15 protein-coding genes are annotated in these 15532 nt (G+C 46.3%); 2 read left to right on the top strand and 13 right to left on the bottom strand.

Features of this window, described 5'->3' with window-relative positions; genetic code table 11:
* Nucleotides 1–79: 79 nt before the first annotated feature.
* Together OEZ43_14370 and OEZ43_14365 are read left to right on the top strand one after the other, a co-directional pair.
* Entirely contained in the window at nt 80–1024 is a 945-nt protein-coding gene (locus OEZ43_14370) for a folate-binding protein YgfZ (GenBank protein ID MDH5546774.1), read from the top strand.
* Between the two features lie 183 nt (nt 1025–1207).
* Nucleotides 1208–2137 carry a YihY family inner membrane protein gene (locus OEZ43_14365; protein MDH5546773.1) on the top strand — a complete coding sequence of 310 codons (930 nt, stop codon included), beginning with the start codon at nt 1208–1210 and terminating at the stop codon, nt 2135–2137.
* A 45-nt stretch (nt 2138–2182) separates the two neighbouring features.
* Here the strand turns inward: OEZ43_14365 and OEZ43_14360 are convergent, their stop codons facing one another.
* The 13 genes from OEZ43_14360 to OEZ43_14300 form a co-directional block, all read right to left on the bottom strand.
* Complete coding sequence (locus tag OEZ43_14360) at nt 2183–2434, bottom strand: hypothetical protein (protein ID MDH5546772.1); 252 nt, start codon at nt 2432–2434, stop codon at nt 2183–2185.
* A gap of 124 nt (nt 2435–2558) precedes the next feature.
* A complete protein-coding gene (locus tag OEZ43_14355) occupies nt 2559–2840 on the bottom strand; it encodes a hypothetical protein (protein ID MDH5546771.1) in 282 nt (93 codons plus the stop codon).
* Between the two features lie 16 nt (nt 2841–2856).
* Nucleotides 2857–3552 carry a hypothetical protein gene (locus tag OEZ43_14350; protein MDH5546770.1) on the bottom strand — a complete coding sequence of 232 codons (696 nt, stop codon included), beginning with the start codon at nt 3550–3552 and terminating at the stop codon, nt 2857–2859.
* A 444-nt stretch (nt 3553–3996) separates the two neighbouring features.
* Nucleotides 3997–5274, bottom strand: coding sequence for a TIGR02270 family protein (locus OEZ43_14345; GenBank protein MDH5546769.1), 1278 nt, complete (start codon nt 5272–5274; stop codon nt 3997–3999).
* A 124-nt stretch (nt 5275–5398) separates the two neighbouring features.
* Nucleotides 5399–5941, bottom strand: a complete 543-nt coding sequence (locus OEZ43_14340; GenBank protein ID MDH5546768.1) for a hypothetical protein — start codon at nt 5939–5941, stop codon at nt 5399–5401.
* An 11-nt stretch (nt 5942–5952) separates the two neighbouring features.
* Nucleotides 5953–6849 carry an AHH domain-containing protein gene (locus OEZ43_14335; protein ID MDH5546767.1) on the bottom strand — a complete coding sequence of 299 codons (897 nt, stop codon included), beginning with the start codon at nt 6847–6849 and terminating at the stop codon, nt 5953–5955.
* 3 nt (nt 6850–6852) lie between these two features.
* Nucleotides 6853–7236: a DUF4150 domain-containing protein gene (locus OEZ43_14330; protein ID MDH5546766.1), complete on the bottom strand. Its 384-nt coding sequence runs from the start codon at nt 7234–7236 to the stop codon at nt 6853–6855.
* A 62-nt stretch (nt 7237–7298) separates the two neighbouring features.
* Nucleotides 7299–8372, bottom strand: a complete 1074-nt coding sequence (locus tag OEZ43_14325) for a hypothetical protein (protein ID MDH5546765.1) — start codon at nt 8370–8372, stop codon at nt 7299–7301.
* Nucleotides 8372–9442: a DUF2169 domain-containing protein gene (locus tag OEZ43_14320; protein MDH5546764.1), complete on the bottom strand. Its 1071-nt coding sequence runs from the start codon at nt 9440–9442 to the stop codon at nt 8372–8374. The genes OEZ43_14325 and OEZ43_14320 overlap by 1 nt, the downstream gene beginning before the upstream one ends.
* 2 nt (nt 9443–9444) lie before the next feature.
* Nucleotides 9445–9999, bottom strand: coding sequence for a DUF6484 domain-containing protein (locus tag OEZ43_14315; protein MDH5546763.1), 555 nt, complete (start codon nt 9997–9999; stop codon nt 9445–9447).
* On the bottom strand, nt 9999–12074 hold the full coding sequence (locus OEZ43_14310) for a type VI secretion system tip protein VgrG (GenBank protein MDH5546762.1): 2076 nt from the start codon (nt 12072–12074) through the stop codon (nt 9999–10001). Before OEZ43_14310 ends, OEZ43_14315 begins: the two co-directional genes overlap by 1 nt.
* 355 nt (nt 12075–12429) lie before the next feature.
* Complete coding sequence (gene argE / locus OEZ43_14305) at nt 12430–13593, bottom strand: acetylornithine deacetylase (protein MDH5546761.1); 1164 nt, start codon at nt 13591–13593, stop codon at nt 12430–12432.
* Between the two features lie 119 nt (nt 13594–13712).
* Entirely contained in the window at nt 13713–15446 is a 1734-nt protein-coding gene (locus OEZ43_14300; protein MDH5546760.1) for a DEAD/DEAH box helicase, read from the bottom strand.
* Nucleotides 15447–15532 lie beyond the last annotated feature (86 nt).

The raw sequence follows: 15532 nt of genomic DNA, 5'->3' as shown, positions 1-15532 counted from the left end.
GTGATTTATTGTACAATTGCCGGCTCTAGTTTCCTGCTGGCGGTGAATTCAATTCCAGCGTTCTGATGGAGTGGGCTATATGAATGCAAATATCCTTTGTGATCTTGGGAATTTTGGCTTAATCCAGGTAAGTGGCGCCGACGCGCAGACCTTTTTACAAGGTCAGTTTAGTAATGACGTCAAAGATGTTACAGAGGAAAGTTCCCAACTCAGCAGCTATAACAGCCCCAAGGGACGCATGTATGCCAGCTTTCGTTTGATGCGGTTTGGCGAAACCTATTTAATGTTATTGCCGCGCGAAAACATCGAGCCGACGATTAAACGCCTGCGTATGTTTGTGTTGCGTTCCGATGTAAAACTCGACGATGTGAGTGAGAATTTTTCGGTTTTAGGTGTTGCCGGGCCGGATTGTCGTAGTGCTTTGCAGGCCTTGTTTAACGACACACCTTCAGAAGTGAATGGCGTGAAGCAATGGGATAACGGTCTGATCGTACACGTTCCGGGTAGCATCGATCGCTTTCAAATTATATGCACCAAGGCCACGGCTGCGCCCTATCGCGAGTCTTTAGGCAAACAATTGAGCGGTGCTTCCTCAGACGAATGGAAGCGCCTCGATATCGAAGCCGGTATTCCACACATATATATAAGTACCCGCGAAGAGTTTGTCGCGCAAATGGTGAACCTGCATTCGATTGGCGGTGTGAGTTTTACCAAGGGTTGTTACCCTGGGCAGGAAATCGTGGCGCGCATGCATTACCTGGGCAAGTTGAAAAAGCGCATGTACCGCATTCATGTAGACGGCGATGCACTGCCACAGCCGAATACCAATATCGTCGAAGTTGGAAGCGACAATACACAAAGCGTAGGGCAGATTGTGGATGCGGTTGCCTTGCCTAGCGGTGGCTTCGAGGCATTGGCGGTGTTGCAAATCAAAAGCGCTGAGAGTGCGAAATTGGCCTTGGAAAATTCCGCATCCGGGATACAGATCGAAGCCCTGCCTTATGAGGTGACGAACGAGGCGTAAAGTGCTTTTGATCGGTAATTGCCTTTTACGATATGCGTTGCTATTTGAGTAAAAGGAAATGACAAATCCGAAAACACGGGTTAATAGGTATTTTGAATTTTGTTAGTGTCGATTTCTCATACCAGGTGACACAAGTAAAGAATATCTCGAATCTGCTAAGGGATTGAGCAGGAAAAATAAAATATGGCCATCCCCGTTATAAATCTGATTTTCCACCAAATTGACCGAATGTGGCAGGTCGATGCGACAACACTAGCGCCTATACAACGCAAACTTGTATTAGGTGCCCGCGTCCTACATACACTTTTTCGTGACCTGATGAGTGGTGAGATTTCGGTGCGTGCAGGGCATCTGGCGTTTACCTCACTGCTGTCTATTGTTCCTTTACTTGCACTTACAGTCTCAGTATTAAAACTACTTGGTGTGCAATATGAGTTGGAACCTTTGCTGTGGCAGTTTTTGATCCCGCTGGGTGAAAACGGTATGTCGGTGGGCAATGACATCGTGCAGTTCGTCGATCGCATTGATGTCAAGATTCTAGGCTTCGCCGGTATAATCGTGTTCTTTTATACCGCCGTGTCGCTGATCTCCAGTATCGAAAGCGCGCTCAACAATATGTGGCATGTGGAAGCGCAACGGAATATTTTTAAACGTTTTGGTTATTATCTATCGGTGATTCTGTTTGCACCGGTGTTCATGGTGGCCGCCATTGGTGTGATGGCGGGCATGATGAATCTCGGTTTGATCAAAGATATTTTCGAGCTAGAACCGATAGCAATGTTACTCAAGGTCATTGGGATACTCTTACCCTATGTGCTCAGTATCCTTGCTTTTGCGCTGGTTTATGTCGCGCTACCCAACACCCGCGTTAAATTGTTTCCTGCTACCAGTGCCGCCGTCGTCGCCGGTATTATCTGGAAAACCGCCGGCTGGGTCTTCGCTACTTTTGTCGTCACCACCACCCGTTATCACGCCATCTACTCTGGTCTGGCCATACTGGTTTTGTTTATGGTATGGGTGCAGATGTCGTGGTTGATCTTTTTGTTGGGTGGGAAGTTAGCGTATTTGTTGCAGAATCCTTATAGGTTGATGAGGAGGGGTAAAATAAAATAGAATTTAACTAAACGGACGAGAGATCGAGACAGTAAACCATTCAAACTACTTCTTAAATTCCGCATCTACCAGAGAATCAAACAAAGGAAATTCCAATTCGAGCGGTTCCACATTTCCTTCACTCAAGAAAGAATCATCGAGCCCTTCGGCTAGCTTATCGGCGAATGCTTGCTGCAATCCATGCAGACATTCATCACTCAGATTACTGCTTATATGGTTGACTAGATCTTCGTCGGTCTTTATCTCCAGTAACTCATCGTGACTTAAACAGTTACTTTCGCAAAGATAAGCGGTCATTATGTCTCTAAGTACGTCCAACTGTTTGCTCCTTCCTTGATTCCACAGGCAATACCGTTTCGGCGCTTGCTCGGTAAAACTGTAGGAAAAAGCAAAAAACTTAGATGTACTCTAAGAATTCCCCCTAGTCAGCCATTTCGGCTACAGCGACATCTCGATGAGTTTCTTCAATTGCGCTTGGCACTTCCACTTTATGGGCATCCAAATTTACTAAATAATCAGTCATATCCGGGTCATTAAACATCTCATACATCAAATGCTGCAGCATATGAAGGCTATCTTCTCGCTGCGGAAGTTCGCCACTGTCTATATACCCAAGAAAATCCGTAGCATACGACTGAAATTCAGGGTCATCCTCTAAGCGATGAGCTAAATATTCACCAAATAATGTATGTATTTCATCCATGCTTACATCACCTCTACTACCTGAGACCATCAAGCGAGCAACTTAGTTTGAATCCTGTTTGCTCATCTGAATAGAAATATCTGCCATCGTTTCTTCTGGACAAACCTAAGAACCCTATTGGTATATGTGAAGAAAGTCGCTTAAGCTTACAAACACGACCATAAAAGTCTACTAAATCAGGCTTACCCTTTGGCGAGGCATGCAAGCCAACAACGCCATTTTTTAACTGGTTAAAGCTAACAGTTATGCCGATGTCTACCAATATATTTCCAATTGAAGGAATTTGCTGTCTAGGAATACCAATGCTGTTATAGAACTCGTCCGGCGCACTCGTTACGTACCAAATAAAACATCCTTTTTTAGTGCTGTCATATAAAGCATAGTAGTTTTTCGCGAGAAACACCAAGCCTAGCGGTATGAAACGATTTGCACGTTTAAGACCAACAGCATAAAATACTGGTTCCTGCCCCAATCTATCCGCAACAGAACCTTGGAGCGTCATAATCCCTGGCCAATTCCAACCCCGATCAGCTCTTTCTCTTTTTAGATTAATATAGGGTCTCTGTACTTCTCTATGCCAGCTTTCTAAAAGGTTCCTGTCAGCGACTTTTACAAACAGCTGTACATAGCTACGTTGAGATTCGGCCAGCTTTCTAGTCGTTCGTGTCACAGCTTTCGATACAAAGCTCAAATTTCCATTAAAGCGATACATTTGCTCCCTCCAGGAACACAAAATTCCATATCATTAATTATTGCTATTTAGAGTCCGAGACAACACCTAATCTCGATTGATATATTTCAACTTACCTAAGCGGAAGGAAACGAAAACTTTCAGTGACTGAACAAACAATCTGATAACCACCCAAACAACCCATCCCTACAACGGCCAAATTATTTTTTTGTTGGCAATATTGTAAAAGCATCGCTCATCATTGCAAGTGTTTTCGGAACATGAGACGAACTCGCAATTTATTTCTACTGCGACACATCCATAGCGAACACTATGCAGATTGAGCCACAGAATAAAGCTAAAAGCATGCTAAATCTATTGTTCGCGCAAAACCATGAATTCGGTTCTGAAGAATCGTAGATTTTGACTAGATCATTATCGAGTTTTGCCAACATGAAATCTAGCACGATCCAATGCTAGAACTACTCAAAACTCCAATCCTAATAACTGCATCTGGCGCTTTGCTGGTGCATAGATATTAAAAATTGGTTTATCCTTTTCGTATAGTCCTAGCGCATGCGCAGCAAAGGCCCGCTGCTTTTGGTTTCCGTAACGCAGCACGTGTTCGAATGCAGATTTGCTTCGAGGTTTGCCGCAAACATAGAATTGCGCACCAGCGAATTTATCTTGATTTTCTTGTTTGGCCCACCAGGCAGCGACTTTTTCCGAGTCCGGCCATGGTAGATCTTCATCGGGGTCCATCGCGACGTCTTCGTCTTCTGGGTTTTCAGTAGGGCCAGCTTCGAAACCGTCGGGCCACTCGGCATCGAGTTTGTTGAGTTCAATATCGATTCCGGTGATATTGGTAAAGGCTTCGCCGGCGCAACGTGCAAGTTCTGGCTCTTTCATGAATTCGATGATTTGGGGAATTGTTTTCGGGCTACCCAGATAACCGAGAGCCTTAAGACCAATGCGCATAGTTTCTTTGTTTGCGAAAAGTCCCTTGATGAGTTCTGCTGTGTTTTTGGTATCTTTTTGCATGACGATGAAGTGGAGGGCTTTTTCGTGGTATTCGGGGTGAGAAATGAATTCCTTTAAAATCTCGAGACCTTTTGGATAGCCAAAGCGAGTAGCGGACCAAGATGAGGCGAACTTCGCCTCTTCATTGTCATGTTCCAGAAATGCTTCGATATGTTGTTTTAATCTTGATTCGCCAAACTCACCACCAGAGTACAAGGCACGTATGTATAGTAATACTTCTTCTTCAGATTCCAATGCACCGGATAATGCCTTACTCAACTGAGGCGAGTTTTTTCTATGGTTTGTGAAGGCAGAAATGGCAACATAGAAGCATTGTGGACTACCCGAAAGAAGATATTTTTGCAGTAATGGAACTACAACGTCTAACGGAAACCAGATAAATGTGTCAACAATTGCATCCAAGAGGGTTTGGCTTGAACCCGCAATTTCAAAAACTTGATCCAACCTCTCAACCACTCTCGAATCTATTGCAACAAAGGCAGCCGAAAATAACTCACCAGGTTCCTCGAAAGACATATTCTCCTGGCAACACGACCAACCGGCATCGCCAAAATCTAGCAAGCCGTCAATACATGCGGCCAATCGCTCTTCCAATTCCGCAAGATCACCTAACTGGTATTTCCCAGACTTCTGTGCGTTTCGCCAATAAAGCCAAAGGAAGGCTACTTCATCAGCGTACTGCTGAGGAATATCAGGTAAAATCCTTGAAAGTTGAGTAGTCATTCTGAAATATTCATCCGTATCTTTTGTACTCCGGTGCTCGATAGCTGCAGATAAGTTTCACAAATAATTTTCTGCTTTTCATACCAACGAATTAGTCTACTAAAGAAAAACACAAAACACTCACTCACGACTCAATTTGATTGAGAAATACGCCAACAAGGGACTCTCCAGAGAGCCTATCACCTAGTTTTTGATTCACGATAATATACAAAGTATTCTCCCCCAATCTAAATAATTGTTGGGAATGCACAAGACTGGAATCAATCACTAAATTCGAAAACTCCATTAGAGGAGGATCCGAATCTGGCAGATATGTTGACTTCCCTAAATCGGCACATAAAACTGTTCCGACAATGTTAACCGCAAAATAATTTTCAAATAGCTCGCCATTTTTTCCGTGCAACACCGCTGGATATTTTTGCAAATTATCAACGCCTTCGCTTTCTAGAATATCGATGAGTTTCTTCGAAAACAGGGGGATATCGACCAAGAAAATATCACGCAAGACATCCCCTCTTTTTTCATGCAACCAACACTCGATTGGTTTACCAAGTGAGTCAGGGAGTAAAATTCCCATTCTCCATGGAACATCAACATCAACGCAATTTTTCGTATTTGCTAACTTTTCGTCCGTTCCTTGACCCTTCCAGTCCAATCTGTAAAACATATCCACCTCAACTAATCGGTTACCCTACGAATCAATCCCTTAAAGGTGCTTAAAGGTGAATCAGAGACTATCAAATCATTTGTATATTTCTGCGCCAAAGGCGAAATCCATGATGTCCACCTCTTTGGATACCCCGTTATTCTTCCTTTTACAGCTCGCGATTTGGTGTTTATTCTTGCAACTAGATTATAAGGTGGATTTAGCTTCCCATCATCATCCTTGCACTTTGCCAAAATTGATTTCAGACTCATGAAGTCAGCGAGAGCGTTACATTCTTCCTTGCACTCATCGTCATAGTTCACATCATGATCTACATAATAGTAAGGATCATCATGGTCGGTATAATGCAATTGAAGTTGAGTTTCCCCCATCGCAATGTAAGCTATGCTCTCTTTCGACGTGTCACTTAGTCCCTTCCATGTCTGACCATAATATTTAGACATCTTTATTTTTGTACCGCTTACATAACGAGTGAAATAGATTTCCGGGAGATGCGGTAGAAATATACCATTTTCTGCACAATCGATATTGTAACCTATGTCTTCCTTTATCTTTCCCCCTTTGTCGGCGCATGTCCATTTTTCAAGGGTAGACGGTTCCATTGATGCCTTTCCTGGAATAATGTGGTGAGGTGCTGCGGCGAAATTCACTTCGAAATCTTCAAAAACACCAGGTTTTGCTCTCCATCCAACAGTCCTGTCTCCACTGCCATAAAACGGAAATATATTACCAACCTTTGAATCAGAAGTTACCAATGCGTCTGTACGAATGTTTGATCTTAACGCTCTCTCGTCTTTCAAAGCGCCATGTTTTGTTTTATAGCCTTTTAAATCTGGTTCAGAACAAAAGGGACAATCACTTGAACACGCTGAAGCACTTCCGCCTGCACCGTCTAGCATATTTGGCATAATTCACCCCATAATATTCTTTTTGTTGTGAAACAAGGGATCACCCATACGGCATGCGTTCTTTCCTTCCATTTTCACGTCGAAGGAATACATCATAAACTCACACTCACCTTTTATCTTGCCACTTACGACCCCGCCAACAGAGCCTGCTTCATCACCCGTCGACATCGAATATTTTGCTCCTTTGACCATCGCCATCTTTCCATCCACTTTTACTTTCTTTGTACCACTGGATGTATCAGATGATTTTCCAATATTAGGATAAGGTATCGGAATGGGCCCCGCAGGCGGTGCTGGAGTTTTGCAGACATCGGGGAATGTAATATTCATTCCCCCACTTCCCTTGTGTACGACACCTCTAAAGTTTGCAAAAACCTTGGCTGGCATAAAAATCTTCCTTATTTCGGATAGTCGCTGATCGAAATCTGCTTCACAGATTTACTATTGATCTAGTTTACTGAAATACAAGTCGCTCCCCGATACTGTGCCTCTGATGAGGCATAACTCAGAATCGGTCCCTTCATATATTCCTTCACACAACCCATCGCCGCCAATCCGATCGAAACCGGAAAATACGCCGCGCCTGTATCACCAAAACTATCCGCTGGATGCTCTAGCTTTAAATCAGGGTCAAGTTGCCCACTATTGCGTGTGCTCGCAACACCCATTTCCTTGGCACCAAAGTTTTCGCCGTTAAGACTGGCGATAATGGTTTTGACTGGCGGAAGAGCGGCGTTTTGTAATGCGAGTGAAACCGATTGCGCCAGCCCGTCGCCCTGATAGGGTTTGTCACTGAAACGATGTCCGGGTTCTTTTGCGATCCCTGGCGGATACAACATAATTTGTTTTCCACTTTCCTGAAATGTTTCAGGTTGACTTGAAATCACCAGAAAGCCTGCACCTTCACCCGGCGCAAATCCATCCATCACTCCATTTGCCAATATGCGGTCTTGCATATCGAGCGTACCGAGCAAATACAAATCTAACCAACTATCCACGCCGCCCACAATCGCGTACTGACTCAAGCCCGCTTCGACATAGGCCATGGCATAGTACAAGGCGCGTACGCCTGCCGCTCTGCCCTTAGGTATTAACGCGCTGTGTTCTTCGTGAAAACCAATACCGGTTTGCATACCGATATGTTTGATCATATCTTCATGACAGGCTTCGTTCATTTCCGGTAATGTTTCAGGACCGGCCAAAATCAGTGGTAAACCATCAAGCTTGTCGAACTTACCTGCCAGATCATCAAATGCCATATGTGCAAGACGAATCATTCGAATCTGACGCGAAGTCAAACCTGGGGCATCACCTGCAACCGCATCATCCAGTGGAGGTATTACATCTTCAGGCAACAAAGCCATGGTCATGGGCTCAAAGCGTTTGTTGTAAACAGAACTTTCGTAATAGGCACTGATTCCGGCACGTACGGCGGCAGCTGTTTGTTCTGTGGTTAAACCCACCGGAGTCACGATGCCCGCGGCCTTGAGATAGACAGGTTTTGTCGGTGCCTGTAGTGCCATTACGCGACGGCCTCATGCTTGTGTTCGTGATCGTGTTTCTTAGGTGTTTCCATTCCATCCACGTTAGCCTGCACACGAACTTCACTAATCTTCAGCGCCTTTTTATCGCACGAGACTTTTGCACGCCAGGTCATACAGAATCGTGATTCATCCGGTTCGAACACGATTGTTTCCAGATTGGTGTCTGGTTTTTCGGTGCCACCGGCAATCTTTACCGCACAATCAAGATTCACCACTGGTAGAGCAAACTTTTTTGGACCGTCCGGCGAAAGACCAATCATCATCACCATCTCGCCACCCTTGAGATATTCTTTACAGGTCAACTCTGGCGCGGCGGCGTTGAAAAAACGATTATCAAAATCTTTCGGCAGATATGGCGCACGACTTTTTTGCCAGGCTTCGTCATAGGTGCCGGCGAATTCAACACGCGGCTTCCAGGTTGGCGAAAGAAATCCCATTCCCGCTGGTGGCGGTTTATCGCCCGGAAGTTTGATCAACTTTCTCGGGTCTTCAATATTGGGCAGCTTTTCGCCATTAACCGCTTCCTTGCCAAGCTTGCGATAGCCGCGTCCGACGGGGTTGATCTCATGCAGCATGTGCTTCTCGACCTTCTCTCCCTTGTCGTTTTTCTCATGAGTGATGTAGGCACCACCAAAGGCGTTTTCATAAATCAAGGGCATTTTGTCGAAGGGCTCAGGCTCACTGATTTGCATGCCTTGCCAATAACGGTCACCAAACACACGCAAGGCCTTGGCATAGTTACCTACCTTGATACCGCAATCCATTTGTTGCACTTTCTTCCCCGGAGGTGCATAGGCGTGGCCGATGACGATGATATCGGTGCTCGGCTTAGTGAGATGCATTTCCGAAGCATACTTGATACTCGACTCTACCGGCTCACCCCAAAACTCGTCTTCCATTTGCGGAGGTATTTGTTCTTCGGCAATGGAAATCACACCGTTATAGGTAAACGTGGCCTTGATGACGACATACAAGGCATCGACACCGTTCTCATCGGCAAAGAGCGTAATCGCGGGGGCAAAGGGGCTTTCGTTCTTGAGTTGTAACATGATTAATTCAGCTGTACCGAGCCGCCCCTAATTTTGTTTACGCCACTGGAACGGCTGAGTATGTATTCACCACGGATCAAGACTTTTCCGGCGCGGGTCAGATGTATGCTCGACTTTCCGCACTGTAATATGATTTCCTTGTCAGCCTTGAATACCAGCTTTTCCTGATTGTCTAGGCCAACACTCACAGCCTGTTCCTGACTCATGTCTACTTCGCCAACCTCTGGTGTGAGTGCGCGCACTTTTCCGGTAATAATGGGTTGATAGATATCGCCACCGTTAAAGGCAATGAGAACTTCTTTGCCTGCATCATTCATCGAGATCGGTACCGTAGTACGCTCAACAGGGATGGCGTAGTCTTCGCGGTAGGGATGCTGAATACAAAATATCTGGTGTTCTTCATCAAAAAACAAAGGTAGCGTATACACACCGTGCAGGGGATTCATTTGAGATCGCACATTTGAATCGTTTAGCAATTCATCCAGAGAAACGCCGGTTTCCTGAGCTTCCTCTTGCTCCACGACCAGGGCTTCGTGTTGTATGTCTTCTTTCATCATTAGTTTGCCAATACCTTGCTGCCTTTGAGCACCACATCTTTAGATGCCTTGACATTGATCTTACCCGTGCCTTCGATCTTGATGTCTTTACCCTTGATGGTAATCGTGCCGTCTTTTTTCATGACGATGCTGGCCTTGCCTGTTTTCAGCGTAATCTCATCGGCGGCAACCAAGGTGTATTTCTTGCCAACGTCAAGCATGTCGTCCTTACCAACTTGGGTAGTACGCTTGTCACCTATGGTCAAAGACACCGCCTTACCTATGTCTTCGTTTTGATCCTTAGCGACAGAGATTGTCTGGCTATCACCAATGCTTATTGTTTCGTTTTTGCCAACGTCAACCGTGCGATTCTTGCCGACGCTTAGTGTTTGGTTTTCACCGATGCTAACGGTTTCATTCTTACCGACATCCTCACTCCGATTCTCCCCAATCGAAATACTCTCATTCTTCCCTACCGACTCGGTACGATTATCACCAATCGTAATCGTTTCATTCTTGGCGACGTTCTCAGTCCGATCATTCCCGACTTCGGTAGTCTCATCATTCTCAACAACATTGTTCTGATCTTTCTCGGCGTGAATATACAGCTCTTCACTACCCTTCTTATCTTCGAAACGAATCTCGTTGTAGTTAGAGGTTCCACCATCTTTGCTTGAACGTGTCTTCCAACCGCTCTGGGTTTTATTCGCAGGCAAATCATACGGAGGCATGTTCTCAGCATTGTATACGCTACCAGTGACTATCGGTTGATCCGGGTCACCCTCGAGAAAACTGACAATAACTTCGTGTCCGATACGTGGTGTGAAAATCGCGCCCCACTTTTTACCCGCCCATTGTTGCGACACGCGCAACCAGCAGGAACTGTTTTCGTTTTTCTCTCCAACGCGGTCCCAGTGAAACTGGACCTTGATGCGACCATATTCATCGACGTGGATCTCTTCGCCAGAAGGACCAACCACAAGCGCAGTTTGCGGACCTTTAACAACCGGCTTTGGCGTCACACTGCGTGGACGGAATACAACCGAATCGGGAATACACTGAAAACTGTTTTGGTACTGATGACCGCCGCCCTGATTCAACTCAAAGCTATTGTCACGTGCGTGATGGGAAATCGAAGTAATGAGATAACTCTTACCGGTTTCCGAATCGATACTGTGTTCATCCAGTGTAAACGTTCCGCCAGCGCAAAAGCTACGATAGTTACCGGCAGCCGTAACGATATTGTATTGCGCCTCTTCCTCTTCCATTCGCACACGAGTCAGGCCATCTCCATCACCTTTAGCGGCGTACAAACCAGGATAATCATACTGTTCGAAATCTTTGATCTCAGGTGCGTCAACAACCGTTGACGTATTCGTCATTAAATTCGTACTTGGCTTGGTGAAGTTGTAATCCTGTTGCACCCACTTACCTGGGATTAATTCAAACTGTTGCGACCAATCATAAAGATGGTTTTCATTGGCACCGGATTCGATATAACGCGCATTGGCTTCCGGGCAGGCACTGAAGGTACTATTGGCGTCGCCTAACACCATGGTGTGTTTACCAGACTCATGCTTGAAGAAATAGTAAATCCCTTCTTCTTCCATCAATCGGCATACGAATGCGAAATCAGATTCGCGATATTGAACGGTATACTCACGGTCACGAAAGGAACGCGTGGTGTTGATTTCGAAATCGCTGAAACCGCGCGATTGAAAAACTTCTTCGATAATCGCCTTGGCATTCTTGGCCTGAAAAATTCGACAATCGTTATAGAGCGTTAACAACTGAAACCAGGGTACCAGCTCTGCGAAATAGCTACGCAACCCTGAAGAATGCCGCTCGCCTGCAACAAAGCGACTGACAATTCCGTTGAACTGGCGTTGACTGCCGTCATCAAGTCGTATCCCCACATCTACCGCCTGTCCAATGATGTCTTTGGCCTTGATGGCGCTGTCTTCCGAAATCATTTCCAGGGTAAAGGCAAAGGGCTGTGAGATGTGTTCAGCGCCTGAAAAAGATACCGGTATTAAGGCATTGGCTCCTAGGGGAGTGGTCAGTGACAGTAAACGTGAATCCTGAGTAAATGGCATTTAACGACCCTTCCCTGGCAGAACAGTGAGTGAGAACTTTGTTTTCGGTAAATATGGCGTCAAGACATTGATATCCATAGTCAACAATTCCGTTTTTGTCCTTCGATTTCGATCTTGCGTCATTATGTGCCGCAGAACCGCGAAATGCTTGTGAAGCAACTCACATTGAGCCTTGATTTTTATGGGTCCATTCTACCCAGGGGGGCTTGGGTATGACAATGCCCATACCCATGTGGGAAACTGCTTATTTGGCTATTATTTACTTTAACATTCAATAGCAATTCATTGTTTATATAAGATATTAAAACAAATGCCACAAACCGAACACCAAACAGCCTTAGGCAAGAATTGAAAACTAATTTCTATCCGTCAAACAAAATTGCTGTATCAAGCCCTTCAAAATTTCCACCGTCGGTGTAATGCGGGACGCATCCAAATACTCATCCGGCTGATGCGCCTGGGCAATATCCCCCGGCCCCATAATTACCGTATCCATGCCGATCTCATTCAAATACGGACCTTCGGTGCAAAAGGCTACGGCTTCGCTGGCGTGACCGGTGAGTTTTTCCAGCGCACCGACTAAAGGTGAATCCACAGGTGTGTGCATAGGCGGTGTGCCGTCGCTGAGGATTTCCCTTGAGGCACTGAGCTTGGAATCCTTGAACAAGACTTCTAATTGCTTATCAATATCGTGGCGTAGCAAGTCGATACTCATCCCCGGCAACATCCGCAGATCAAAATGCACCTGTGCGTGAGAGCAAATGCGATTGGGGTTGTCGCCACCACTGATCAAACCAAGATTGAGTGTCGGCACGGGTACTTCGAAACGGCGATCGATATTGTTTTCCTGTAAGTGACTACGCCAATCCAGGAGCGATTTAATTACGTCGTGTACGCCTTCAATCGCATTTGCCCCAAGCGCCGGGTTGCTCGAATGCCCTGCATGTCCATGCACATGCACCGATTCCATGATGATGCCTTTGTGCATATTCACCGGGCGCAAGCCTGTCGGCTCACCAATCACCGCGTAACGTGCTTTGGGGCGACCTAGTTCCACCAGCATCTTGGCCCCTTCCATGGAACTCTCTTCATCGGCGGTGGCGAGAATAATCAGCGGCTGTTTGTACCGCTTGGGATCAAACTGCACCGCCGCTTCTATCGCCAGTGCGAAAAAGCCTTTCATATCGGCAATGCCTAAACCATAAAAACGATTATCCCGCTCTACCAGTTTGAATGGATCATCACTCCATTGTTGTTCATCAAAGGGAACCGTATCCGTATGCCCGGACAGCACCAGTCCTCCCGGACCTTTACCCAGAGTGGCAATCAAGTTGGCTTTGTGTGGCTGTTTTGGCAGGGGCAAAATTTCCACTTCGAAACCCAAACCGTCTAGCCAATTGGCGAGTAAATCCACAACGGGACGATTGGTTTGGTCAAATTCCGGGCTAACGCTGCTGACCGATGGCGCTTTGATCAAGCCGGAAAACATTTCGCGTATCGAAGGGTGTTTTGAGGACATACCTGCCTGCTAAGTGAGTGGAATCACCCGCCATAGTATGTAAAGTTTGATTTCAGGGGAAGAGGAGATTGAAGTTGCGACAAGACTTATTCGCAACCAACCCACAAAAAAAAAGCGCTCTAACGAGCGCTTTCTTTCTTTGGTTTATACGTTTTCTTAGCCTTGTTTGGGCGAGGATTATCTTTGACGCGACTAATGTTCAGCGGTCGATTAACAACGCGAACACGCTTCAGTGTTTGAAAAACATCATTCGGCATACCGGCAGGTAAATCCACCAGACTGTGATCTTCAAACACCTTGATACGCCCGATAAATTCACTGTCGAGACCCGCTTCATTAGCAATCGCGCCAACAATGTTTCCAGGAGATACCTTATGACGTGTACCGACTTCGATACGGAAAGATTCCATATCGACATCGCCATCACGACGGGCATCACGACGTTTATCTTTTTTCGGACCGCGGTCTTTGTTCTTGTCGTTGCCACGTTCACGGAAATCCTGATGATGGACTTTCGGTTTTGCATCCTTCTTCAACAACAAAGGTGAGTCTGCATACAACAGCTTGGCTAATGCGGCAGCCACTTCCAGCGCCGGGATATTATGTTCGTTCTGGTATTTTTCCAGTAGCGACAGATATTCATTCGAATCATCAAGCGCCAGGGTATCGGTGATGCGTTGAAAAAAATCACCCACACGTTTGTCATTGATAACTTCAGTGGTTGGCAATTCCATCACTTCGATTTTCTGACGTGTGGCGCGTTCGATATTGCGCAACAAATTGCGTTCACGTGGTGCAACAAACAAGATCGCGTCGCCACTACGACCGGCGCGGCCAGTACGGCCAATGCGGTGTACATAGGATTCAGTATCGTAAGGAATATCGTAGTTAATAACATGGCTGATACGCTCAACGTCCAGACCACGGGCAACCACATCGGTGGCAACCAGGATATCCAGCTTACCCGCCTTGAGCTGGCCAACAGTGCGTTCACGCAGATTTTGCGGAATGTCACCATTGAGAGGAGCGGCAGCAAAACCACGCGCTTCCAGTTTTTCAGCCAGTTCCACGGTTTCGGTCTTGGTGCGTACAAAAATAATCATGCCGTCGAAAGGCTCGACTTCAAGGATACGCGTCAACGCATCGAGCTTATGCACGCCGCTGACTGGCCAGTAACGTTGGCGTATGGTTTCAGCGGTAGAAGTCTTGACCTGTATGGTGATTTCTTCCGGCTGATCCAGGTGTTTTTGCGCAATGCGACGAATCTCTTTGGGCATAGTGGCCGAAAACAGCGCAATCTGGCGCTCTTCAGGCGTCTGTTCCAATACCCATTCGACGTCGTCGATGAAACCCATGCGTAACATCTCGTCGGCCTCATCAAGTACCAGACAGGACAAGTTTTCGAGCGTCAACGTCCCTTTGCGCATGTGATCCATGACGCGTCCGGGAGTACCTACCACGACGTGAACCCCGCGCTTCAAGGCGCGAATCTGGCTACCGTATTCAGCACCGCCATAAATTGGCAGCACATGAAAACCTTTCATATGCACCGCGTATTTCTGGAAGGCTTCTGCAACCTGGATGGCCAGCTCGCGGGTAGGCGCCAACACCAGCACCTGTGGCTTGGTCTGACTAAGATCAATTCGGGATAAAATAGGAAGCGCGAAAGCGGCAGTTTTTCCGGTTCCGGTTTGGGCCTGTCCCAGCACATCTCGGCCATCCAAAATAAAAGGGATGGTACGCGCCTGGATAGGTGAAGGGGACTCATAGCCTACATCGTCGAGGGCTCTAAGTACCGGCTCAATAAGGGATAACTCGCGAAAACCGGAGATCGCGGATGCTGGAACTGCCATTAATAACTCCTGGGAAAACGGGGATGCTTAGGGTGTTCGAATAACTGCAGACGAGAACCGAAAGTCAAAAAGATGGCGAATTATAC

This window comes from Gammaproteobacteria bacterium, from assembly GCA_029881255.1.
In the GTDB taxonomy this organism is placed as follows: domain Bacteria; phylum Pseudomonadota; class Gammaproteobacteria; order S012-40; family S012-40; genus JAOUMY01.
Note: the sequence above shows the minus strand (reverse complement) of the source record. Positions and strands in the feature narration are given on the sequence as shown.